Origin of the sequence: Colwellia marinimaniae, assembly GCF_002207865.1 — a bacterium.
Taxonomy (GTDB): Bacteria; Pseudomonadota; Gammaproteobacteria; order Enterobacterales; family Alteromonadaceae; genus Colwellia; species Colwellia marinimaniae.
Genome location: NZ_BDQM01000006.1, coordinates 65293 through 89888, shown reverse-complemented (window position 1 = coordinate 89888; position 24596 = coordinate 65293). Strand labels below are relative to the sequence as shown.

At 35.6% G+C, this 24596-nt stretch carries 21 protein-coding genes; 3 read left to right on the top strand and 18 right to left on the bottom strand.

The window, feature by feature from the left end; translation table 11 throughout:
- Positions 1–723: 723 nt before the first annotated feature.
- Both MTCD1_RS05690 and MTCD1_RS05685 read left to right on the top strand, forming a co-directional pair.
- Entirely contained in the window at positions 724–1836 is a 1113-nt protein-coding gene (locus MTCD1_RS05690) for a glycosyltransferase family 4 protein (protein ID WP_057183440.1), read from the top strand.
- A 335-nt stretch (positions 1837–2171) separates the two neighbouring features.
- Positions 2172–3383, top strand: a complete 1212-nt coding sequence (locus MTCD1_RS05685; protein ID WP_057183442.1) for a CDP-glycerol glycerophosphotransferase family protein — start codon at positions 2172–2174, stop codon at positions 3381–3383.
- 89 nt (positions 3384–3472) lie between these two features.
- On the opposite strand, the gene MTCD1_RS05680 is transcribed toward MTCD1_RS05685, so the two are convergent.
- From MTCD1_RS05680 to MTCD1_RS05600, 18 genes are all read right to left on the bottom strand, one after another.
- Entirely contained in the window at positions 3473–3988 is a 516-nt protein-coding gene (locus MTCD1_RS05680) for a sulfotransferase family 2 domain-containing protein (protein ID WP_057183444.1), read from the bottom strand.
- Positions 3989–4148: 160 nt separating this feature from the next.
- The gene (locus tag MTCD1_RS05675; RefSeq protein WP_057183446.1) at positions 4149–4394 is read right to left on the bottom strand and encodes a hypothetical protein; all 246 of its coding nucleotides are present in this window, start codon (positions 4392–4394) and stop codon (positions 4149–4151) included.
- 52 nt (positions 4395–4446) lie between these two features.
- Positions 4447–4833 carry a hypothetical protein gene (locus MTCD1_RS05670; RefSeq protein WP_057183449.1) on the bottom strand — a complete coding sequence of 129 codons (387 nt, stop codon included), beginning with the start codon at positions 4831–4833 and terminating at the stop codon, positions 4447–4449.
- 89 nt (positions 4834–4922) lie between these two features.
- Positions 4923–5912 carry a glycosyltransferase family 2 protein gene (locus tag MTCD1_RS05665; RefSeq protein WP_082606617.1) on the bottom strand — a complete coding sequence of 330 codons (990 nt, stop codon included), beginning with the start codon at positions 5910–5912 and terminating at the stop codon, positions 4923–4925.
- Complete coding sequence (locus tag MTCD1_RS21160) at positions 5902–6069, bottom strand: hypothetical protein (RefSeq protein ID WP_157447823.1); 168 nt, start codon at positions 6067–6069, stop codon at positions 5902–5904. The genes MTCD1_RS05665 and MTCD1_RS21160 overlap by 11 nt, the downstream gene beginning before the upstream one ends.
- An 80-nt stretch (positions 6070–6149) precedes the next feature.
- Positions 6150–7625, bottom strand: a complete 1476-nt coding sequence (locus tag MTCD1_RS05660; RefSeq protein WP_057183450.1) for an oligosaccharide flippase family protein — start codon at positions 7623–7625, stop codon at positions 6150–6152.
- A gap of 17 nt (positions 7626–7642) precedes the next feature.
- Positions 7643–8491, bottom strand: coding sequence for a glycosyltransferase family 2 protein (locus MTCD1_RS05655; protein WP_057183452.1), 849 nt, complete (start codon positions 8489–8491; stop codon positions 7643–7645).
- Positions 8481–9812: an O-antigen ligase family protein gene (locus tag MTCD1_RS05650; RefSeq protein ID WP_057183454.1), complete on the bottom strand. Its 1332-nt coding sequence runs from the start codon at positions 9810–9812 to the stop codon at positions 8481–8483. The genes MTCD1_RS05655 and MTCD1_RS05650 overlap by 11 nt, the downstream gene beginning before the upstream one ends.
- Positions 9813–9866: 54 nt before the next feature.
- Positions 9867–11015 carry a glycosyltransferase family 4 protein gene (locus MTCD1_RS05645; protein WP_057183456.1) on the bottom strand — a complete coding sequence of 383 codons (1149 nt, stop codon included), beginning with the start codon at positions 11013–11015 and terminating at the stop codon, positions 9867–9869.
- The gene (locus MTCD1_RS05640; protein ID WP_057183459.1) at positions 11012–12253 is read right to left on the bottom strand and encodes a glycosyltransferase; all 1242 of its coding nucleotides are present in this window, start codon (positions 12251–12253) and stop codon (positions 11012–11014) included. Before MTCD1_RS05640 ends, MTCD1_RS05645 begins: the two co-directional genes overlap by 4 nt.
- A gap of 4 nt (positions 12254–12257) precedes the next feature.
- Positions 12258–14162, bottom strand: a complete 1905-nt coding sequence (gene asnB, locus MTCD1_RS05635; protein ID WP_057183461.1) for an asparagine synthase (glutamine-hydrolyzing) — start codon at positions 14160–14162, stop codon at positions 12258–12260.
- Positions 14163–14217: 55 nt separating this feature from the next.
- The gene (locus tag MTCD1_RS05630; RefSeq protein WP_057183463.1) at positions 14218–15267 is read right to left on the bottom strand and encodes a FemAB family XrtA/PEP-CTERM system-associated protein; all 1050 of its coding nucleotides are present in this window, start codon (positions 15265–15267) and stop codon (positions 14218–14220) included.
- On the bottom strand, positions 15267–16271 hold the full coding sequence (locus tag MTCD1_RS05625) for a polysaccharide deacetylase family protein (RefSeq protein WP_057183465.1): 1005 nt from the start codon (positions 16269–16271) through the stop codon (positions 15267–15269). The genes MTCD1_RS05630 and MTCD1_RS05625 overlap by 1 nt, the downstream gene beginning before the upstream one ends.
- A gap of 5 nt (positions 16272–16276) precedes the next feature.
- Positions 16277–17395, bottom strand: a complete 1119-nt coding sequence (locus MTCD1_RS05620; protein ID WP_057183468.1) for a glycosyltransferase — start codon at positions 17393–17395, stop codon at positions 16277–16279.
- Positions 17396–19990 carry an RIFT barrel domain-containing protein gene (locus MTCD1_RS05615; RefSeq protein ID WP_057183470.1) on the bottom strand — a complete coding sequence of 865 codons (2595 nt, stop codon included), beginning with the start codon at positions 19988–19990 and terminating at the stop codon, positions 17396–17398. It lies immediately after the preceding gene.
- Positions 19991–19995: 5 nt separating this feature from the next.
- Positions 19996–21483 (bottom strand): exosortase A, encoded by a 1488-nt coding sequence (xrtA, locus tag MTCD1_RS05610; protein ID WP_057183472.1) that lies wholly within the window; start codon positions 21481–21483, stop codon positions 19996–19998.
- 2 nt (positions 21484–21485) lie between these two features.
- On the bottom strand, positions 21486–22340 hold the full coding sequence (locus MTCD1_RS05605; protein ID WP_057183474.1) for an XrtA system polysaccharide deacetylase: 855 nt from the start codon (positions 22338–22340) through the stop codon (positions 21486–21488).
- 5 nt (positions 22341–22345) lie between these two features.
- A complete protein-coding gene (locus MTCD1_RS05600; protein WP_057183476.1) occupies positions 22346–23749 on the bottom strand; it encodes a TIGR03013 family XrtA/PEP-CTERM system glycosyltransferase in 1404 nt (467 codons plus the stop codon).
- A 198-nt stretch (positions 23750–23947) separates the two neighbouring features.
- Here MTCD1_RS05600 and MTCD1_RS05595 point away from each other — a divergent pair, with 198 nt between their 5' ends.
- Entirely contained in the window at positions 23948–24583 is a 636-nt protein-coding gene (locus MTCD1_RS05595) for an XrtA/PEP-CTERM system exopolysaccharide export protein (RefSeq protein ID WP_057183479.1), read from the top strand.
- The last annotated feature ends 13 nt before the right edge of the window (positions 24584–24596 follow it).

Genomic DNA, 24596 nt, shown 5'->3' with positions numbered 1-24596 from the left:
AGTTAACATTCAATTATAAGGTTGCTCCTCATTTATACTGGAGCAACTTAGAACACTTGATGATTAGAAAACCCTTGTACAAGAGCAGATAACCAGTGGGTTATCTGTCTAATATTTTGTGCGTAACACAAGCTAAGAATGACATACTTTTACCGGCGAAAACCACAATGACTGCACAACAGCGCAAGCACTAATTTTATTCAAGCCTCAATTACTCAACAGTGCACGACAGTTACTTAAAAGCAACAACCAGCAACGTTCACTATCAAAACATCGAAGGCTGAATTATCCTTGCCTTCTGAGTAAGCACTTTACCAACTGCCATATTCCCTCACCAATAACATTCCCCTATGATCACTTTACTTATTTAAGGAGATCATCATGCGACGAACACCACAGCAATGGCTTACACTTTTTGAAACCCAAAGAGAAGGTGAGTTATCCGTGAAAAAGTTTTACCTTAGCAAGGCATAGCGACTTCCACCTTTTACAAATATAAAGCTACCTTCACATCTGAAAGTTCGTCTTATAATAATCTTGCCGTGGCTTGCACTGGTAATTTTTTAAAAAACACATACCTTGGGATACCGTTCCTGTTTATTAACGCTAAAATAGGTGACATTCTAATTAGCACGTTTATACTTAGCCCATAATACAGGAATGCATTCCTGAGTGACTCAGTATATATTAGTTAACGACCATACTTAACATAAAGGATTTTTTGTGATAAATGTCGCATATGTAGCCGTAGCACCATTTATTAGTGGTTCTGAACGTTGTTTACAGCTTATTTTAACTCATTGTCAAACGGTTGACATTAGCCCTATATTAATTACACCACATAGTTCTCCAATGAAACAATGGGCGAAAGATAATAATATTATCCATTATAGTTGCGACCTAAGCCCTTTCAGTATTAAAAGCTCGTTGCGTTGGTTATTAACGCAATTCAAGTTTTATAAAATATTAAAAAAAAATAAAATCAATGTTATTCACAGTAATCAAATCTGGAGCTATCAGGTAATAGCACCCATTGCTCAGTTACTAAAAATTAAGCGTGTTTGCCATTTTAGAGATCCTATTAATTCAGGCAGTAAATGGTGGTTAAAAGAGCCCCTTACCGTTGCTATTTGTATAAGCAAGCATATTCGTGCCGAATACGAAGCCATTTTCTCTAAAGGGCATGCAAAAAAAGTAACAACTTTGATTGATCCGGTAAGCTTTCATCCGCCATTGTTAGCCGCAGAACGAAAAGCCTACAAAATAATAGCGAAACAAAAAATGAACATCGATGAGAAATTATTCACTTTTGCTTTTATTGGACAAATAGCACCGATTAAAGGTCTATTGGAATTAATTGTTTTTTTAGCTAAATTACCTAATAAAGATTGGCAATTAATTGTTGCAGGTAAAGACCCTTCAATAGAACAAACGTATATAAACTTATGCACAGATAAAGTCGCAGAACTTAAGTTAGAAAAACATGTGAAATTTATTGGTTTTGTTGATGACACCCGTGATTTTTATCATGCGGTTGATATTATTACTATGTTTTCAATAGAAGAGCCCCTAGGGTTGATCCCATTAGAAGCTGCGGTTCATTACACCCCAACAATAGCAACCAACGTGGGCGGTTTACCTGAAACTATTATTGATGGAAAAACTGGGTGGTTAGTCGATGTTAATAATGAGGCGGATGTTATTGAAAAACTAACATCAGCAATGTCAGCAAATTTATTTGATTATGGTACGGCCGCAAGAACATGGGTTGAGTCTGTTTCGTTACCCGAAGTTCACTGCCAAGCGTTAAAAAAGTTATATATTGATAACCTTTAAGCATAAATAAAAAGTTCCGATTGAAAAATATTACCAATAAAAGCAATAGTTCAATAGAACAAGAAGTCACACGTTCACCATAAATATTGGCTCATAAACCATTACAGCTGTTAGCTGTGGCCTTACTCTGGGGACAGGTTTATGGTTTTAACATTCGCAATTGGTTTTGTTTTTTAAGTATATTTAAAAGCCTACGAAAACTTTTATGAATAATAATGGGTAAAAATATAGAATAGATGAATAAAGCGTTGTTAAGTCAAAGCTCTTAATGTAACTATCCGGTGATTTTATCATTATTTCATTAGATAGACCTTTTAATTTTAGAGATTCTAAAAATGAAAAAAGTATTATTAAATTGTGTACGTGCTTTAGATAATAGTATTTCCAATTCGTTTGGTGAAATACGTATACTCTTTATCGTTCGAAATACGATAGGTATGGCTTCTTTGTCGCCTTTAATTAAAGAATTTTTGAACCGGGGCAATACTCACCTTGCTATTACAGAGGAGTATTCCGGCTGCTACCAGTGGCCGGATGAGGGAGAGGTTAGTGAATGGAAGGAAAAGTATTTTATTAATTCAAAAGCAAGTACTTTCAAAAAGTGGCATTACGTTTTTATCAGTGATATTAGTTTATTATGGTTTATAAGAGATACAACAAAAGTTAAAATTTCACATGGCTGGGCTCATGGTACTTCAGACAAAAAAAGCTCAAAAAAAGGAGAGTTTCATTATTTAAAAAGTCTTATTGAAGACAACCCTGCAGATATATATTTTCATAACTCAGAATGTGACTATCAATTTTTAAAGCCTTTTTTTAAAGGCGAAAACTCCAAGGCACACTTTATAAGTGGCTATGCCAAAATCGATTCGTTAATAGCAGCTTTGGACTCTTCTTCAGAATCACAAATAGAAATTTTAGGTTTAGACTCTAGCAAACCTACCATCGTTATTTGTTCTCACTTTAATCCCAAGTCACTCTATAATACCTTTAATTATCATATTATAGAGTCAGTGCTTGCCAGTAATAATTATAATGTTTTAGCTTTAGGACATTGTAATTTATGGCGAGAGGGAAAAAACACTTTATATAATAATATAGAAAAACTATCTGAAAAATATACCAATTTTCGTTTCATCCCCAACTTAGACGATAATTCACCGATATTAAAGAGCGCTGATTTATTTATTGGTGATACTAGTTCTATTTTCTTTGAATTTTGCGTAGTGGATAAACCGATTTTGTTTTTTAAACATCCTGAATTTGAATTTGAAAGTGAAGATATAGCTAACTTTTATACCCAGGCAGCACTACCATTTTCTAAGATAGAAGACATTGACGAACTAATTAAGAAAGGGCTTTCTGAACCTCAAAAACAACAGCAAGAAAGGAGCCGCCTTATTAAAACATTCATACCAAGAAGAGGGGGTGTTTCTAAATATATTGTTGACACCATAGTGGAAATAGGGAGATTAAGTGGTCCTAATACCAAAAAATGGAATAAGGCTATTAGCTTGTCAGAAAAATCGGTTGTCGTTCAAATTTAACTGCATTGTGTGATTCATTACCTCCTTTTCTATACTTGATGAATCACGCCATTATGTGTACGCATTTACTTCAAAGTATATAGCAGCAATCATTCTCCGAAAACATAGCCAAACGTAGCAATATCTTTTGCATATAGGTCGCTTACGATGGCTAAAGTATCGTTATCATAATACTCTGTGTAATGGCGAGGTTTGTCTTGTTTTTTAAAAGACCATAGCTTCTTTATTTTTTCTATTATAGTTGGGCTATTATTTGATGAGTTAATGTGCGGGAGTTTGGACTCCTGAATATTGATTTTAGAACAGACATGATCAAACCCTTCCTGTAACGATTCGAATTTACCCACAAAATCAACAAGAAGAACACCCGACTTATCGTGTAGAAAATTATACTGAGGCTCTATATGACGATAAGCGTCAGTATAAGGGCTCTTTGGCAGCAATCCATTCAAGACAAAATCTCTGAAAGACATTCGGCGATGGAGCCCCTTAAATTTATATTCAGAAACTAGCCGCGCCCAAGAATTTCTTACAAATGTAAATTTGAAATAGCGATTAAACCGTTGTTGTTCAATATGTCCGTAACTCACATACTCGCTAGCCAAGAGATGCGCCAATCGCTCTGGGCCTTTATCTTTGTCTGAATTGTAGCTTTAGTAAAAGTGGAGCTCTGTCGTCCCAAGATAGACCATGCAAGCTTAAAAAAAGTGCTCAATGCTCTGTCCTGCAACTTTAGGAATATGTACGAATATGCAACTATATTTATCAGATATCATATTGTTCCACTTTAATTTCCAACACTACCGAGAACTTATTTGCTGAAGACCACTGCTCAGCATTCTTTCCATCGCCTGGCACTAGATGCCCCTTATTAATTGCTTGTTTACGCCAATTATACAAGGTTGATTCACCAATACCCATCTCGATAGATAATTGGGTGATCGATATATTACTCGGTGGCATCATCTTCTGAAGTGCCGATTCTTTTCTTTGTACTGAATAATGTTTCACAATTAGTCCACGCCCTCTACTTAATTTAATGATTAAATATTAAGCGCGACAACTAGCCTGACAGAAAGGGCAATTCAGACAAATCCTTAGCACCATGGTCCTGGAACATTGTATCTCTAGGCCAATCAGTGGAAAAGCATCTAATTTGATCAGAAAGAGTCTGAATGATATTCGCTCGATGTATAGGCTCACCCCATATCATTCTATCACCAGAAGTCATAATCATTCGCTGAAGAAGCGTTGAACCCGATCGCCACCCCGCAGATAATATAAAAACAGGAGCGTCATCACTCCCCACATTAGCACTTGGAAACCTTTGGCCTAATGATTTTATAGATTGCGGTAAGTTGTCATTTAAAACAAGCTGTTGATTTTTATCTTGCCGGGCAACTAAAGTACCTAAAAAAGCTGTGATTAACATTGAAAAATTATCAAGCATAAAATAGTCACCTTATGAAATTATAGTGAATTAATGCCCCAAGAAATCCATTTAATTATTAACGAGTTGATACGATAAGTATTTACTTATTACCTAAATATATTTAGCCAACTGATTAGAAATGTTTTCCAGTATTTTTTATTGAAAGGCTGGTACGAGATCCCTTTAAAGAACCATTGGTATGCCCTTAAATAACGACCACTTTTAAGATAGCATCCGTAACCGATCACCCAAAAACACAAATTACTAAGCCGGGAGTTATAGGCATTTCGCTCTTGCTTATTAAACATGCTTTTATGTTTATTTAACGTGGCGAGAGCTTGGTATGAGTTTAAATGGGCCTTAAGCTTATGAAGTTCACCTTGATTACTCTTTAATTCTCGAACAACCGTTCTATCATTGTGGTCAAATACCTCTAAATGGATATCCTCAATATAGCCAAATATCATTTTATGCATTAAAGCGTCTATCCAAAAAACGGTATCTTCGTGCATTCGGGCGTTGGGAAAAGCAACAACTTCAAATACTTTTTTTCTAAAGACTGATGAACCTAATGGCGCCATATGGCCATGAAGGATAGACGTTTGTATTAATAAAGGATCAACAACGACCTTAATACCCTTTAGGTTGGTCTGCTTAAGCTTTAACTCAGGGCGAGCACCATGTGAATTGAAACCATTTTCAATAAACACTTCGTTAGTGTCTAATTCAATAAAACGGTAATTTGCCGAAATCCAATCAATTGATGGGGTTACTTTTAAAATATCGATACACTTTTGTAGATGGAACGTTAACCAGCGATCGTCACTATCAAGAAAAGCAATATAATCACCTTTTGCTTTATTTATACCTGCATTTCTAGCACAGCCAACCCCTTGATTAATTTTTGCTTCGACAAAAATAACAGACTGGGTAACAGATTTAGAAAATTCATCAACAATTGCTTTTGTATTATCGGTGCTACCATCATCAGATACAATTATTTCCCAATCAGTATAAGTTTGTTGTGCGATAGAATCTAATGCAAACTGTAAAACATGCTCACGATTGAATACGGGGATTATTATACTAACTAGCATGATTTTCTTTCCCTGTAATAATTGTTGTTAGGGCTTTCTTTATTGGATATTTTTTAGTTTCACACCAATAGCCAATAATGATAACCGCTAGGATTCCTGCCATAAAAAATGGATTTTTGAGACTGATATTTTCTTTAATTACGCTTAATTTTCTCACTTCAGTAATCCTTAGCTGCTTTTTACAATTTGGAAATATCTACGGCGTACCCTATTTCTACGTCGCTGACTAGCTAATCATTATCTCTTTAAGACAATACTTTGTAATTGAGTTAACTGCTTTATTAATAGATGAGATATATGCCTTCCTTCCTCTGTTTTGTTGTAAAAAACTAGGTAGGAGCCAACAAGTGAGAGGATATAAGCAACAACGAATAGTCCCCCTCTTATGATTATTTCCAAAATCAAATGAGTTTCTACCAACAGAAAAAAGCCACTTAAAAAAGTTGCAATAAATACCGAGGCTAATAAAGGAAAGATGAGTGTTAGTAAATACCATAGCTGTTTCTTTAAAATGTAATAAGCAACAGCTAAAAATAACACTATGCAAAAACAGTTCTCCATTAAAACCCTTACCATGGTAAAGGTGTTTATATCTTCAATGCCAATACTGAGTAATGTTCCGTAAAGGCTTATAAAAGCGACCAATTCGTAATAAAAAACTAACTTTGTTTTTTCGAAAACAATTAATACACGTATACTTTGATGGAGTAAAACAACCGCTATTCCAAGTAATGCCATGTAGCCAAACAAGTTAGAATAAGGTAACCATTGATCACCAAGTAAGAGGCCAACAACTAAGTAATCAAATTGGAATAAAAAAATGGCCATTGGCAATGCCACGGCTAAAGTCACTAAAAAGCTAAGATTAAATTGATACCTAAAATCTTTGATATTATTTCTACTTTTAGCTAGCTCAGCCAAAAGTGGGCTAGTAGCGGGGGCAATTAATTCTGAGGATGGCATAAAAGCGATGTACTTCATTATATGGTATGAACCTAATTGCTTTTCGCCGTAAAAATTACTGACCAAAAACGTATCAAGTTGCGTTCTTAAGTACCCCAAACAAGCTTGCGGCATCATCCATGCTGAAAACCGCCACTGCTCTTTTATTTTAGTAAAACATAATCGAGGTCTATGGTTGTGAATAAAATAAGTACCAATAATCCTCGTTGATACAGAAACTAAATGACCAATGATGAGTGCCCAGTAGTTTTGATAAACAACGGCAATTGTAATTGTTACGATGACAGAAATAACTTTTGAAATAAGCGATATCTTAAAAATCGCTTTGTATTTTTGTTCTCTTTTAAATAAAAGTATTCCTGGATTACCCAGTGCGCCTAAAATAACTAAAAAGGATATTGCACGTATAATTCCCGTTAATTCTTCTTTTTGATAAAAATCGGCAACATAAGGCGCCGATACTAATAAAATAATAAACACTCCAGCCTTTAACAATAAATCTAAAGTCCAAGCTGAGTTTAAAATATCATCATTAACTGTATCTTTTTGAAGGATGTACTGCTCTGAGCCAGTGACGGATAAAACACTCGCAAAGCCAATGACTATCATTGCGATAGCGATAAGCCCAAAATCTTCAGGTGCTAGTATTCTAGCTAAAATTAAGGTGCTAATTAGGCCGATCAATCGTTTTAAAATGGCATCAGCAACAAGTGTTATTGCTCCTAGTAATGTCTTTGTGGCTTTACTCACACTATTCCCTGTATTAATTATAATTGTTTTTGTAAGCGTTTTAAAATACGACTTTTTAAATAGAATGGAATTCTTATTTTTCCATGTTGTATGGCTTCTAATATTTTTTGATTTATTTGGTTTAAATCTAATGGCCAGTCTTTAAAATCAAGTAGCTCTAAGTGCTTTTCTTGTAACTTCCCTGTGGCATACCGAGCTATTCGGCTAAAATAAAGATTTCTATCATCTTTTTTAAATGGGTTAAGGCTTTTAAATTTATAACCACATTCTACATCGTAAGTGACTCGTCCTGGAATGTTTTTATTTTGATGTTGAACGTCGCCATTAACGGCTTTTGTGATTGCCGAATCTATCCAACAGAGTCCTTTAGGTAATCTAAAGTTGTTCTTTTTTACTAAGTCTAGGAATTCTTTTTTTACTCCGTAACAATTACCAAACAAACAGCTTCGTTTAGTAACTAAACTGCGATAATATTTTTTGTTACGCCCAGAAAAAGGAAGGCCTGCAATAGCATTAGCTTGTGGTGTGGCAATCAGTTTTTTGAACAGCTTTGGAAAGACTTGTTCGGTAAACTGAACATCTGCATCTATAAAAAAATGTACATCACAATTTTTTGCAATATTGTGTGTGTATTCATTCCAAGCGTTACATTTATCACCAATACTTAATTCAACCACGCTTAGTTTTTTATGCTTTTCTTTAAGTATTTTTAACTTACCAATAGTATTATCGGTACAACCATTAGCAATCACAATTAAGTGAGTTAGTTTATCATCTATATTATCAAAAACACTGTTTACAGAGTTTTCAATGTTTTTCTCTTCGTTATAGGCAAACATAACGATAGAGTATGTTTTATTGGGCATATATTTTCTTCTTAGTGTTTTTTAGGCAATCTTTTTGTTCGGCTAGTAGCTTCTGCTCAAATACAGTTTGCTTTACTAATATCATTACAAGTAAGTAATAAAATGGTTCGAAAATTGCTAAGTTCAGAAATATTGAACAAATGAAAAAGCCAGCGAGCGAAGTAATTGTTGCTTTATTTACATAATCGATTAACGGGTATTTGCTTACATTATTGTTCACACAAAACCTATACTTTTTATAAGTTAACCAAAAAAGATAAAGATATACAAGGCCAACTAATACCCCTGATTCTGCAGCCAATGAAATAAAAGTATTATGTGCTACATGAGGTATAGATTCTGGAAAATACACCCTTGTAGCATGTGAGAATCGTTGTACGCCAACGCCAAGAATAGGATGGTTCTTCATGTGGCTTAAACCATGTAGCCATGAAGTGATACGTGGGTTGATTGGCTCTTCAATGGAACTGTCCTGGCTTATTTCGACAGTTTCGCTGGAGCGATTAAGCATCGAACCACCTTGAGTTATTAAGGCAACAACAAAACCTACAATCAATAGTTTATTAAATATTTTTGATTTTATAAGGCGAGAGGCAATGAATGTGGCAATAATTGAAGCCAGCATCGCGCCTCTTGAACCTGTTAAAAACAAACTGTGCCAAAGTAGCGGGATAATAATAATAGCAGAATATTTTAAAAGTATATTTTTGACATAAAAAAAGCTATAAAGAATAAAGGGCATTCCTACAATGAATACTGTCGCAAAAACATTTTCATCTTTATAGATACTTCCACTTGGTCCCATTAATCGTCCTTGGCTAAACTGATACCACCTACTGCTGAAATACTGATCATTCGACCAATATACGTAATAGACTATAGGAACAATAAGCCCTATGGATAAATATTTCAATGCTGTTTCTGACACCAGAAGTCCGATTGAAACAAAATATAAAATCATGATTGTATTAAGTACACTCAATACTATATCGGCGGGTATACTAGTTGAATATATAGGGAAAGGGCTGAAAATGTCGGATAGGTGAACCATGGCCCATATGAAAAGCAAAATAAAATTTTGTTTGTTTTTGTATATAGAAAAATCTACTTTTTTATTTAGTGCTGCAATGCACCAAGCCATTATTGTTAATATAGCAAGTATTTTCGATGGTGATACTGGCAGACTGCTAAAGTGCCAAAACCAAATATATTGTGGTTGCATTACTCCAAAAGCTAAATAAGCGACTGCAGCAACCCAAGGGGTTTTGAACATTGTTATAAAAATGTATGCTGCTATCAAGTAAACTAATATTGCGCCCAATGAATTTTTGCCTTTATTTTATGGTTAAGTATTGTATGTGTTTTTTTGAATCAATTACGAGAATAACTTTTCCGCTTTATTTTTATGAGCTTGCCAATCGAGAGTTTTAACAACGTGTTTTCGTCCATTATTACCCAGTTGCTCAATAATATCCGGGTGCTTAAATAGTTCAATTATTTTATTTGCAATAGGTTGTGGTTCGGTACAGTCGACGATAAATCCGGTCTTACCAATAACCATAGTTTCAGCGGTGCCACCAGAGTCACCTGCAATAACAGGTATACCACAAGATTGAGCTTCTACTAATACCATGCCAAAACCTTCAATATCTTTTCCTACGGTACGATTCGGTAATACAAACAGATCACATTGCTGGTAAGCTTGAATCATTTCTTCGTCACTAACTTCTGACATAAACATTACGTTATCTTGTAAATTAAGTTCATTCACTAGTTGTTCAAGCTTTAGTTTCTCTTCACCACCACCAATAATGGCGTACAATATATTTGGGGTAAACTGTTTAATTGCAGGGATGGCCCTTATTAACATGTCTTGGCCTTTACGCTCTTGTAAGCGACCGACTGTTAATATAACTTTTTTATTATGCCAACCTAATTTACTTTTAATATGCTCATTTGGCTCTGCAGGGATAAACTTATTAGTGTCACAACCAGGGTTTAGTATCTTTATTATTCTAGAGTCGGCTTGCCAATTATTTAATAATAAGTTAGCTGTATTTTGACTGTTACAAATAAGTGTTGTAGCACTTGCTAATACTTTCTTTACGATCCAGCTTAATTCACGACTGGTTGATGCTGCTTCTACGTCTTCACCATGTATGTAGCAAATATAAGGGATATTGAACATTTTATAAAAAAGGTAACCGATAAAACCTTCAGGTAAACAACGGCCGCAGTGAATAGTTGATATTTTTTCCTGTTTAATTAACTTTCTAACTTGATTGAATACTCGCCAATAAAACTTTAAGCCAGATAGGCTTTTTATACCCCAACTTGGAGAAGATAACTCTAACCGATGAATATTCAGGTCATGTGTCTTATCAAAAGCTTTGTCTCCTTCAGTTTTACCCACCGCAATAACATACTCACTACTTGGTAAACGGGTATAAAGTTCCCAGAACCAACGACCACTACCACCATTTATTGGCGGGAATATTTCTGAAATCAATAATGATTTATTCATTTATTTAACTTATCCAAGTAGAGTTGTTGGTATTTTTTATTCATAGATCGCTCTGAGAATAATGTGTCAAAACGATCTTTTGAAGCATGGCCTAAACCGTTTCCATTTTCGAGAGAATTGATAACTTGTATTACTCCTGCCGCAAACTCACTTGCAATACCATTTGTTGTAACAAATCCATTTTCTTTATCTGTTACTATTTCAGGATTACCACCGGCATTTGTTACCACGCAAGGTTTACTTAGCGACATGGCTTCGAGTAAAGTCATTGAAGTACCTTCGCTTAACGATGATAGCAAGTATATATCCATCAATGCTAAATAGTTGTGAGGTTTGTGCTGATAACCAATCAATAGGACATTATTTTGAATATTTAATTGATTTACACAAGTTTCAATGTTTTTACGTTCTTCGCCATCACCTACCATGATTAGTGTCGTTTTAGGTTGTTGCTCCAGTACTAATGCAAACGCTTTTAACATCATAGTATGGTTTTTTATTGGGTCGAAGCGAGCAATAGTACCGAGAACTATATGATTCTCTGGTATAGATAATTCTATTCTTAGTTTTTCTACATCAGATTGAATTACTTGCAAAGGAGATATACCGTTATAGACAACGTCTATCGATTTTTCTGGGATGCTTTCAAATTCAACTAGAGCTTGTTTAGTTGCCTTTGAAATTGCTGTTACCTGATCGGTGAACAAATTAAGTATTGGGTTTATTAGTTTACGTTTCCATGTGCTTGAGTCAGGGTAAAACCGGCCATGTTCGGTGAATATTACTTTGGTTTTGGTAAACGCTGCGGCAATAACACCATATACCCAAGGTGTATATTGATGGCAATGAATAATATCAACCGCGTTGTCTTTAATTGTTCGACGAATTTGTTTAATTAAATTTATGTCGAAGCCAGGTTGACGGTTCAATTCAAAAAATTCAATGCCGTTATTTTGTAATTCTTCTGCGAATGGCCCTAAAGGTGATTCGATGCAAAGCACAGACATTTTGAAATTTTCATCCCCATTGTGATTTAGCTGGGGGTCAAGTGATTCTGAATTCCCGACAAAATGATCTCGAGAATGACGGCTGGCGGAATCATGGTCGGTGTCATTTTCAGAATGGTGATTGGTATCACTTTTAGGTTGAGTTAGACCATCAATGATATTTTTAATCACCATTTCAGTGCCACCAATACGCATATCATAAGTGATGTGCATTACGTGAATTTTGCGCATAATATTAAGCTTGCTCTTCAGTCATATATTTATCCCACCACATTTGAAACATCAACATGCTCCACAATACTGTAGAATGATCGTTAACTTTTTCGATATGCTCTGTCCACAACTTATTGATTTCCGATGTTTTGAATATTTTTTTTAATCCTGATGGATTTTCGACAAGCTTAGCTTCAGTTAACTCCTTTAGTTCATTACGCAACCACGAAGCTAACGGCACAGAAAACCCCATTTTCTTTCGGTATAAAATGTCATCCGGTAGATATTTTTTAAATGCTTCTTTCAGTAAGTACTTCTTTTCACCTTTATTAAATTTATATTTTGAAGGCACAGTTGCGGCAAACTCTATCAATTTATAATCTAAAAGAGGCGCTCGAACTTCAAGTGAGTTAGCCATACTCATACGATCTACTTTCACCAAAATCCCCCCAGGCAAATAGGTTTTCATATCGGTATATAAAATACGCGACAAATGATCTTTGCCATCACATTTATGATAAAAATCTGTCGTTAATTTTGAAGGATGATAATCGCCAAGTTCAACTTTAGTTTTATCATTTATCAGTGTCTGCCAAGTAGTATCTTTAATAAATGAATTGGAGATATAAAATCCCATGGCAGGTTCAACACTTAAACTGGTTAATAAGGAACTGGCTCGTTGGCAGGCATTAATATTTATTGAACGAGCTACATTTGCCAGAGCAGGGAAAATATTTGTTCTTATCCAAGAGGGTATTTTATTACGTAAGTTGTTTTCCATATGATCGGCTGAATATTTTTCATAGCCAGCAAAAACCTCATCGCCACCGTCACCCGAGATTGCAACAGTCACTTTTTGTCTGGCAAGCTGTGAAACAAAATAAGTAGGTACTAAAGAAGGATCAGCAAAAGGTTCATCAAAAAACGAGACAATATGCTCCAGATTATCCTCTACATTCTCTTGTACGGTTAGTTTATGATGATTTGTGCCGTACTGCTTTGCGACGATAGCGGCATATTTGGTTTCATCAAACTTTTCCTCATCAAAGCCAATCGAGCAAGTAGTAATTGCTTCGCCATTTGTTTTCTCTGCTTGTTCTGCCATTAATGCGACAATACCGCTTGAGTCAACACCACCACTAAGAAATGCGCCTAAAGGCACATCTGATACCATTCTTTTAGCCGTACAGTCTCCCACTAATTGTTGTAGTTCTTTAATAAGCTCAGGTTCTGATTGTTCAGTTTGCTTTGAAAATGAAATATCCCAATACTGCTTGTTTTTAATGCCGTTTTTATTGACTGTAAGATAATGGCCAGGTTCAAGCTTATAAATGCCTTGAAAAATTGTTTTTGGATCGGGGATATATTGATAGGCAAAAAAATCATGCACCGCGTCTAAGCGAATATCTTTAGGTATAGATGGTAGGACCAACATAGCTTTTAGTTCTGAAGCAAAAACAAGATCATTATTAAAAAAACTGTAATACAATGGTTTTTTGCCAATTCTGTCACGAGCAAGAAATAATTCTTGTTTAATATTGTCCCAAATAGCAAAAGCAAACATGCCATTGATTTTATCTAGTAGTTTAATACCTATCGACTGATATAAAGCTATTATAACTTCTGTATCAGTATCAGTTTTAAACTCAATGCCTTTTGCTATAAGTTCTTCACGTAACTCTAAAAAGTTATAAATTTCACCATTAAACGAGATTATGACTTGCTCATCGGAAGAATGCATTGGCTGAATTCCTGCGTCCGATAAATCAATAATAGCTAAACGTCGGTGACACAACCCTACACTCTCGGTTAAGTATTCACTACCTGCATCAGGTCCTCTATGAAAGATTTGGTTCCCCATTGTTTTCAGCGTATCAATAGAGCCTTGCTGCTGATGAAACTGGGTAAAACCCGCTATGCCACACATGATGATTACTTCCTTATTAACCTGTATTTATATTTCAAGCCATTTATAATGCTTGTTATAAGCTGATATAACGCCTTAATTTTGGACCAATAGTATTTGCTACCGCTAGTGGTAATTTTTTCCAAATCTTTTCCACTAAAGATTTAATTCTACTATTTCCTGAAGCGACTTCTGGTTGAGCTGCTGTTTGGATATCTTCACGCCAATCCAATAGAACAGGTTGAGCTCCCCACTGTTGTTTAAAGCGATAGGTACCTTCATTAAACGTAGATCGGCCAAAATCAAACTCTGTACATCCTTGCTCGGTAACAAATTTCAACAATGCCCAGTACAACATCATATTGGGAGATAAACGGTTATATTCTGCGCGAGTAGAAGCCCATGGAATACAGGCTTTATCATTGGAAAAAAGCACGATTCCAGCACCTACAGCTACACCATCTAATTTAATAACCGCAATAACACATTGCTCTTTATATTGCTCACAGATAGATTCAATCCATTTTTTACTGTGAACTGGTGAGCCCAGTCTGAGCATGTTTTCACTAAAAACGGCATAAAACTCATCAATAAACTGTTGGTTTGTTCCTAACTCATAGGTCAAACCGTTTTTTTCAGCTTTACGAATTTGACTTCTTAATTTAGATTTAAAACCCGAAAACAACTCGTCACTCGTGGCAGGTAAAGGTAAAAGCATACTGACTTTTTTCCCTTCAAACTGGGCATTATTATTAATTTTAGTGCGCTCACGATATTCAATTGATTTAGCTTTTAATGTCAACTTTAGAGCAGAAGCCTTTATCTCCAGCAATTTTTTTATTTCATTATCATCAGCTAAACATCCGCCAACATCACAAAAAGGTAGTGAGCATAATGAGCTTCCTTTAAACGGAATACGAATATTTACTAATGGTAAAACGCCCACTATTTTTGAGTTTTTCTTTGCCACGAAATAATACACTTGATGAGCATAAGCGGTTTCAATTGCCGTTAAATAAGCAAACAAATGATAAGGGCTATGGCCTTTATGCTGTTGAACGTATTGGTCCCACAAAATAGACTCTGAAGCAGTTATTGTTGTAATAGCTAACTTAGAATTTGTCATTATTGAATACCCTGATGCTGAGTTAATATTTCTTTAGCTTCACTAAGCGTACAAAACGTCACGTTTGCATGTTCCTGTAAATAACTAACAGTCTGTTTCATATTTTCCAGCATCTGCTCTCGAGTAAATGGATGATTGTTATAAGGTAAGCTTATTAAACTCGAACTATGCAGGTTCATATGGATAATAGGTGCTTTTCGTTTAAGTAATACTTTAATCAATGTTTGCATGTCAGTTGCTGATGACAACTCAGGACTTAAATATATCTTTCTTAACAGTTTTAGCTGCCACATAATTCCAGGCATCCGTAAAAAAGATAAAAGTCGAGTATTAGATAAATTATTAACTTTGTCACATAAGGTAAAGTGAGCATGGTTAAAACCCGCAGAAACTGGTATCTCAAATATAGACGATTGTTGATTTTGTAACTGAGCCTTTAGTGGATTTGATAAATCTGGCCAATATGGTTCAACTGGCGCACCGTCGCAATTAAAATAGTTATTACGATAAAATGGATAAATGCTGGAGTCGATCGTAATACCATGCTTAATTAACAACCCCATAACTGCAGAATTAATTCCCCAACGGCCTGTTCGAAATGAACAAATATCCTTTTCAAATGAGGTCCTTAATTTCCCTAGTAAATTAACCAACTTTTGCTCAACCAAATCTATAGGTAAATTGACAACATGAGAAGCAAACTCATCATTTTCAGCCGTCATTGGCGGATTACACCAAGGGTGTAAATGAGCACCGATTTCACATTGCCCTGCTTGATCAATAAATTTTAATACTTCTACGCTTTGTGAGTTATTCACAACTGGGTAATCTACAAAGTAAGTGGGACGGATTCCTATGCTGTTACACTCTCGTTGAAAGCCCTCTATTGCTTGAATATTTTCAACTTGTACATTGTGCTGAGGAAATTCAGTTTTCCAATCCCACTCTTCTTCCGTGTCTACCGACAAGACAAACAAAACAGAGGGTTTATTTTGTTTTGTCATCTGATTTAACCTTTCACTAAATCTTGAAAAAGTGTCTCGTACTCACTAGCCATGCGTTTACCTGAATAGTTAGCGTTTACAAAATCACACGCTGCATTAGATAATTGTTCTGCTTTTTCTTGATTAAAAAGTAACGTTTCCCAATAACTAGATAAAAGCTCTTTTTCACCATAAGGCGCAAGTAGTCCCGTTTTTTCGTGTTCGATTAATTGATCAACTCCCGCAATATCATATGCGGCTACAGGGATTCCCATTGCGGTAGCTTCCATTAAACAACGAGGTATTCCTTCTAAACTCGATGTCATCACAAATAAATCAAAGCTTTGTAAAAGCTCTAATCGGTCATCTCTAAACCCTAAAAACTCAATACGACCTTTATGAGCAAGTGATTTTGTATATTCTTCAAGTTCAGGACGAGAATCGCCATCACCGAGTAAACTCAAGGTTATATTTGGGTATTTCCCCGCTAATGATTCAAATATATCGAGAATATCTTTGATATTCTTACGGCTAATCATCTGACCGACAAAGCCAATCCTTTTATTATCGCCAACAGACTTTAAAGCATTTTCTTTTATTTTTTGTTCTTCAACTTCGGATAAATCGACACCATTTTGTACATATACTAAGCGCTCTTCTTTTACACCGAAGCCACGAACATCATCACAAAGCGCTTTAGAAAGTGGAGCCACAATATCTGCAAATCTAAAAGACTGACAGCCTAACCAAATAAACAATCTTAATTTAAAATCAAGACTATTTTCAAATCCATGAGGTGTAATTACAATTCTAATCCCAGCTTTCTTTGCAGCCAACAAACCTAAAATATCAGACTTGTACCCATGAGTATGAATGATATCAATATCATTCCTTTTTATTACTTCAACAAGTCTATCAACTACTTTAAGGTCGAACCTATTACTCATAGGTAATTGAAAGACACTGCCATCAAGTTTATTGAATTCATCTACTACTTTTAACTCATCATTATTTGATTCAAGAGTAACGGCAAGGTGGCAAGTGACTTTTTGTGGATTCAAATATTTTGCTAGTGCTAACACCCAACGCTCTGCGCCATAAAATCCTGTCGAGCATAAAAATTGTAATACATTAAGCTTTTTCATTTAGCCTTTATTCCCTAATAACTTTGCAACTTTGGCAGAGCGTAAACTTAGCCATTTCAATTCATTCTTTATTGATAAACGTGATAATTCTTTAAACAATAAAATACAAATCTTCATGCCTTTATTTACCTTAACTGGCTTGGCGTACTTTCTAATATTTTCAAAATCATTTTGGCTAGAACTATATTGATAAAAATTTGCAAAACCAATGTTTTGCATCAGTAACACCAAAATTCTCGTATAATCATTGTTAGTATCATTTTGCAGCGTGTTCACTATATGCTGATGAAAGTAAGCCGCTTTCTCTAGCAACAGCTCATTCTTAATCGGTGAATAATAATTCGCCATATAAAAAATGCCGACCCTACGCAAATCTTGCCCAGCCCATGTGGTATTTGGAAACTCTAATTTATCGCTCTGCTCTAAATAAGGTAACTCATTATTCAACATCCAATCAGCGTAATGAAGCATGGCATCACGGGCATAATAAAAGTCATCATCTAATTGCTTTATTCGTTCTTTTACCAGCAAGAACCGGCCAACTGACTGTAAAAATACTGTGTAAAACCAGGTAGCTTCTATATTGTCAAAATCCCGTAAACTAATATCATCATTAGGATGAAAGGTATTACTAATTACCTTAAAGGCTCTGGCTAAATAATTTTGCTGTTGAGTTAGGTCATAAGCATCTAATAATGCAATGATATAATGTCCTGTCCCCCTATCCATCGGGTACTTTTCTGATATATGGTCTTTAACATCAGGGTTACCACTTTGTTTTATTGCAAATAGTTTCGCCAGCAAGCTATTTGAGCCTTCAAAACTATAAGTAATCCAATCTGTTAACTGTAATACTGCCTTCTTAGCCTTTTCGTTGCCCGTTAATAGATAATAAGATTTTAAACCCGTGGTATAGCAATGCTGTACACCCGGACCGCCTCCTGAGGTATATCCCTCATAAGCTGCTTGATGATTTTTTGAAAAAGTTCGATGTGTACAGGTTGAGGCATCTAAATAATGATCTGTGTGCCAAAAAAGCCCTCCGTTATATTCATCTTTATCATTGACCGTATGATAAATATCAATATCTGCAACATGTTTGGTTAGATCATCTGCCAACTCAAAATAGTTTGCATGACCACTCGCTAAATATTGGTAGACAAAACCATAAATGGGATCGTATTGGTTATTGTAATGGGAAACAAAAATGTCATTTCCTGCGTAACCTTGTGTTTCATGATCCGCATATAGGTCGCCAAAATTTCGCCAGCCATACTCATCAACAGCTTCACGTTTTTCAAAAAAATTGCTGGGGCCATGAATACCTTTTTCAATAATAGCGGATAATTCATTCTGCTTAAAAGACGATTTAAAGAAATCAAACGCCCCTGTTTGTTCAATATACTGCGGTTCTATAATTACCGTTAACGGTTTATCAAGCCAATTAAAACTTTGAGTCGGTGATTTAAAATCAATCCATAGCGCGTGTGACTTTTTTTCTCCGCCTTGTAATTCAAAGTTACCTTCAGGAAATAATTCGACAGTTAATGATTCATTTTGCTTTGATATGGCTTTAGGAAAGTTCTGCCAAAATTTTTCTATATAAACACTGACTGTGTCTTCTTTATTTTTAACACTAAAAGCAGGAGAAATACGCATGCCTTCGTGTTCATCACTATCAGAGTTAATAACAAAGCCATTTTTTTCAATCTCTACCTTTCCTGCTGCATTTTTATGAACAGGGCTATTCCAATTCACTCCCCCGCTAGAGAACTGCTTGAGAAAGGTGTTTTTTCCACATGCGATTGCTTTATTTGCAACATGATCATAAATATTAACCGAGGCATTACTATCAACAGGGATATTTACAGATAGAGACTCAAAAGAAATAGAACCCTCGTCACCTAAATCCCATAACGCTCCTGGGTGCTTCGCTGCTTGTGGGTTATGTAGGGTAAAATCTACTTTTATATAACTTGTATTGGCAAAAAAGGTAAGTGTAGATTCAAATAGAAGCTTACTCTGCTTTTTATTTGCATCGACGAAACACCCGTTAATGGTTAAACTTTTTCGATGAGTTGACGCTTCAATAAGGTCAACACAAACGTTATCAATAACAGCCTTGTACTTTTCATTTTTTGAATTGGTGAGTTGAATATAAAAATTTTCACTTTTACTTTCATTTTGACTCAGTGCAGAGCTAACGATAGATAACAGTTCACCTTGAGATGTTCCTATGGTGAATGTCTCTAATCCGGTATTAATTTCGAGTTGCTTATTATTTTCTAATAATTTTATTTGCCCTTGATCTGATGATAACTCCTGGTCAGAAAAATCATCAGTCAGGTTAAGTAATAATGTTTCATTGCTGCTAATATCAACGACAAAGTCAATCATTGCCCACTTAACACTGCCATCATGCCAAAAAGTTAACGGGGATATTTGGCATGAGACAAGCTGACCATCCTTAGATTGAATAGCTAGCTTGGTATCAGTAGATACTGTACCTAGTACAAAAGGAAAGCCTATACTTACCGGTTGAGAGCTACGAGCAATAGTATTACTCTCTACCAGAGAAAACGGAACAGATATCACTGTGATTAATCCTTAATGCTATCTTGTATAATATTAACTTGGGGTTGTAGCATAGCGATAACAGCTGCCATTTCCTGTTCACTTTCAATAGACAATGCGATAATAACTGACTGTTGTCTTTGACCTAACATTGCCCTCCAAGTTTGGTAAAGTTTTAATTTAACCTTGTTGGTGAATACTTCACTGGAGAACTGATACCAGTATAAAATATATCTATACTGCCCTGATGGCGATACAATTTTTATCAACTGAATGTCCTTTTCTTCATCAATACTAACTTTTGTATTTTTAATTAATGTCCAACGGTCAGCACTATACAATTTATTACCTGAAGAAATGAGCTCACCTTCCCCACCGAAATAAGTGGCAATAAAAAACTCTATGCTATCTGGGCTATTAGGGCGTTTAATAACTCCTTGCTGAATATTTGATGCTTTGGAAAAATCAGGTCGCCATTTTTTTAATTTTTCTTCTTTTACCATAAGAGGTAATGTCATTAAATCTACTATTAATGCATCATCTACTAAGGTGGACTTACTGCTGACTACAGTAGATAACCAAAAATTTTGGCTGATAAATAACAAAATAATAACAACAGATGTCATCACCGGTTTATTATTTACACTGATAGTTTTTACGCTATTACCTTCTTTAGCAATAGATTTTTGAGGCTCAGTTATTTCAGTTTTATCTCTTAAACTCTCTCCTATCATTATCAATAAGAACAATACTAGCGCGAAAAAAACACCGCCATATATAAGATGATCTGCCCCTGCCGCATACTCCATATCGGTTAAGTGTGCAATCAAGACGATACCGTATACCCTTATAGCATTTGCAAGAATGGGTATTATTACGGAGATGCAAATAAAGAATAATCTTTTAGGTAATGTTCTAAATGATATATATGCGTACAAATTACCAAAAACTATTGATGTGATTAGAAAGCTAATGCCAGAACAAGCTTCTGCAACTAAAAAACGTCCTTCAGGGATCTCTAAATAAAGGCCATTTCTATAGACTGGTATACCTGTCAATTCTAATAAAGGCACGGCTAAATCAGTAGTAAGTTCTTGTAGATAAGGTACTAACTGCTCACCGAAAGGAATAGAGAACAGCATAAAAAATAAAGGAAATGCGATAACTTTAGCCGCTTGATTACCAATCACAAACCAAATAAGTAATGGTAATGAGGCAAAGGTGGCTATGTGCATAAATAAACGAATATCACCCACATGCCCAAAAGTATATAAAATTAAGGTCCCCATTAAAGGCAGTAGTAACCAATAATTAGTAATAAAAGGTTGTTGAAAAAGCGGAATTCTCTTTTGATAAATAAGAAAAAAAGCACCAGGAATTACGAAAAAACAGTGATTGAATATTTCGGAGACGGCCCAAATATTTACCGCTGTTATTATTCCTTGATAATAGGTGTAAAACCAAGCTATAAAGATGGCAGCAATAGGCCCTATTTTAACGATTAGGCTAATCATAGTTATTTAATATCTCCATCCAAATAAACACTTTTCATGGTGTGCCATTGGTAATCCTCTAACAAACGCACTACCTTCGCTTCCATAGTGGATAAGTTTAAGTAATGGCGAAGTTTTGATTTAATCGAGGCACCCGCCACACGAGGCTGATCAGGGTCTATTTCCCAAGGGTGAAAGTAAAAACTATAAGGCTGCTGCTCGGTACTTAAGTAACTATCAATACGCCGTTTTGATAAGAAATAAGGATAAAGACGGAAATAACCGCCGCCACCTATACCAGTATTACGATTGTTTTTGCGTACCGTCGGCACAGGAATTTCTATAATCCCTTCCGGTCGTTGATATTTGAAGCGCGGCCAATTAGGTACTCCGTATAAATCATGCTCTATCGGATAGGTACTCGAACTATAGTCAAAACCCAACTCAACCAATATTTCATAAACCCAGGTATTACTATCATTAAAGGAGAAACTTGGTGCGCGATAACCAATAACAGCTTGTCCTGAAATATCTTCAAGCACCTGTTTACTTTTACTGACATCAGCACGAAATTCATCGGGTGTCATTCTTGTCGCCCGTTGGTGATCAAAGCCATGGCTAGCAAGCTCGTGTCCTTGCTCAACAATGGCTTTAATTAAGTTAGGACAACGCTCAGCCACCCAACCTAAAGTAAAAAAAGTACACTTGGCTTGTTTCTGCTCAAATAACTCTAATAAACGGTAAGTATTACGCTCTACTCGCATCTCCAAGTTTTGCCAATCAGACTTAGCAATAGCTTTTTCAAATGCTGAGACATGAAAGTAATCTTCTACATCTACCGTTAACGCTTGTTTATCTGGTATTTTACTTTTTTGCATGCTAATTAACGACCTTTACCAAACAAAACAATTTCAACGGTTCTAATTAATATCAACAAATCCAATAAGAAACTACGATGTTTAATGTAATAAAGATCATACTTTAACTTTTCCAGTGAATCCGCTTCTGTTGCGCCATAAGGATATTTCAATTGCGCCCATCCCGTTAAGCCCGGCTTAACATTATGACGTTCGTTATAATAAGGCAGATTTTTAATTAACCCTTGCACGAATTGTGGACGTTCAGGTCTTGGTCCAACAAAGCCCATATCACCATGAAGTATATTCCATATTTGTGGCAGTTCATCAATACGGTATTTACGTAAATATTGGCCCACCTTGGTAATGCGGCTATCATTTTCACTGGCCATTTGTGCGCCATTTTTTTCAGCATCTAAGCGCATACTGCGAAACTTGATAATATTAAAGGGTTCGCCGTCTAGACCAACCCGCTCTTGCTTATAAAATATCGGTGCACTAAATCCTTCGTTTATCTTCATACATATCACAGCAATAAGCATAATAGGCCAAGTAATTAACAATAAAAACACTGCCATTACCGCATTAAAAATCCAATCTAAGGTATTGCGCAAGTGATTATTAGAGGCAAAACCGTTGGAATAAATGACCCAGCTTGGGTAAATAAGATTTACGGCTATTTGGCCGGTTTCACGTTCGATAAAATCTAATATGTCGGTTATTTCAACACCACGGATTTTACAAGCAAATAGTTCATCTACCGGTAAGTTATTACGACGTTCATCATTGGCAACAACAATTTCGTCAATTTCATGGGCTAAAGAGTAGTCAACCAATGACTCTTCTAAATTGATACGTGTTTCGTATTGAATTCCGCCTGGTGTGTCTCCCACCATGACGACAAAACCATGGACAGAAAAGTCTTGCCTATCAACATCACGGCGCATACGTTTTTCAATGATTGATGCTCGTTCACCTGAACCCAACACTAAAATTTTACGTTTACCAAAGCCAAAAAAATCAACCTTAAAGGTAAAATAACGGAAACAGCTAATAAGAAAAACACTGATCAATGAGGCGATAGCCAATAATTCAATCGGTAGGTGATAAGGCCCATAAAAAGGGTTAATAATGGTGGCAGCAAAAAAGGCCACTGAAACACACATTAACATGCGACGGAAAATGCCTCGAAAGCTTTCCCTCAGTTTTGAGTTATATAAACCTAAGGCTAAAGCGCTTAATTGATTAAGCAAAGCAAAGATGACAGCAGAGAGTAACAAGAAACCATCGGGAATCAACTGAGATTCAATGACTTTAAATAACTCATTCAAGTGCACCGCTAATAACAAAGCACCGGCAAATAATATTTGCTCTATAATAATTAAAGACTTACTTCCTGCTGATAAGTCACGAAACTTCGCACTAGACATAACCGACTAGATTCCCTTTAATTGATAATTGCTAAACTGCAAGTACCTTCCGATAAAACAGCGTCAATTCTAACAAAAAACGCACTAAAGTTAACATTTAATTTACCTTTGTTAATTTACATTGTTAAAAGAAGGTAAAATGCCCTACAATTGATCATTGTTTTTTTAAATCCAATGTATTTTAAAAAGGTGTAAATTATGGATAATCACTTTGTCAGCAAGTTTAAAGTGGTATTGCTGGTAGTAGCAACACTTCTTTCAGGCTGTAGCTCAAACAGTACCCTACCAAGTGCAACCTTACACTCATCAAATACTATTAATATAAATTCATATAAATATTTAATCGGCTCTGGTGATGTACTCAATATTTTTGTTTGGCGAAACCCTGAGGTATCAGGCTCTTTTGTCGTGCGACCCGACGGTATGATCACCACTTCCTTGGTAGAGGATATCAAGGTTGCAGGTAAAACCCCAACCGAATTAGCCCGTTCAATTGAAGAAATCTTAGCCACTTACCTGCGTGACCCTATTGTTACTGTTACCGTAGAAAATTTTGTTGGGCCTTTTAGTGAGCAAATTCGTGTTATTGGTGAAGCCGCTCAACCACGAGCCATTAATTACACTCAGCATATGACTTTACTGGATGTTATGATTCAAGTCGGTGGCTTAACTGAGTTTGCTGATGGCAATGATGCGGTGTTAATACGTATTGAAAATGGTCAGCAAAAACAATATCAAGTCCTGATAGATAAATTGCTTAAAGATGGCGAAATTAGTGCCAATGTAGATATGTTACCCGGGGATATTATCATTATTCCTGAGGCATGGTTTTAAGACTGTCATCACT

Excerpts from the sequence above, each read along its gene's own strand:
- MTCD1_RS05685 (WP_057183442.1), top strand. The coding sequence starts at position 2,172 with ATGAAAAAAGTATTATTAAATTGTGTACGTGCTTTAGATAATAGTATT.
- MTCD1_RS05670 (WP_057183449.1), bottom strand. The coding sequence starts at position 4,833 with ATGCTTGATAATTTTTCAATGTTAATCACAGCTTTTTTAGGTACTTTA.
- MTCD1_RS05665 (WP_082606617.1), bottom strand. The coding sequence starts at position 5,912 with ATGCTAGTTAGTATAATAATCCCCGTATTCAATCGTGAGCATGTTTTA.
- MTCD1_RS05655 (WP_057183452.1), bottom strand. The coding sequence starts at position 8,491 with ATGCCCAATAAAACATACTCTATCGTTATGTTTGCCTATAACGAAGAG.
- MTCD1_RS05645 (WP_057183456.1), bottom strand. The coding sequence starts at position 11,015 with ATGAATAAATCATTATTGATTTCAGAAATATTCCCGCCAATAAATGGT.
- MTCD1_RS05640 (WP_057183459.1), bottom strand. The coding sequence starts at position 12,253 with ATGCGCAAAATTCACGTAATGCACATCACTTATGATATGCGTATTGGT.
- asnB (WP_057183461.1), bottom strand. The coding sequence starts at position 14,162 with ATGTGTGGCATAGCGGGTTTTACCCAGTTTCATCAGCAGCAAGGCTCT.
- MTCD1_RS05630 (WP_057183463.1), bottom strand. The coding sequence starts at position 15,267 with ATGACAAATTCTAAGTTAGCTATTACAACAATAACTGCTTCAGAGTCT.
- MTCD1_RS05625 (WP_057183465.1), bottom strand. The coding sequence starts at position 16,271 with ATGACAAAACAAAATAAACCCTCTGTTTTGTTTGTCTTGTCGGTAGAC.
- MTCD1_RS05620 (WP_057183468.1), bottom strand. The coding sequence starts at position 17,395 with ATGAAAAAGCTTAATGTATTACAATTTTTATGCTCGACAGGATTTTAT.
- xrtA (WP_057183472.1), bottom strand. The coding sequence starts at position 21,483 with ATGATTAGCCTAATCGTTAAAATAGGGCCTATTGCTGCCATCTTTATA.
- MTCD1_RS05605 (WP_057183474.1), bottom strand. The coding sequence starts at position 22,340 with ATGCAAAAAAGTAAAATACCAGATAAACAAGCGTTAACGGTAGATGTA.
- MTCD1_RS05600 (WP_057183476.1), bottom strand. The coding sequence starts at position 23,749 with ATGTCTAGTGCGAAGTTTCGTGACTTATCAGCAGGAAGTAAGTCTTTA.
- MTCD1_RS05595 (WP_057183479.1), top strand. The coding sequence starts at position 23,948 with ATGGATAATCACTTTGTCAGCAAGTTTAAAGTGGTATTGCTGGTAGTA.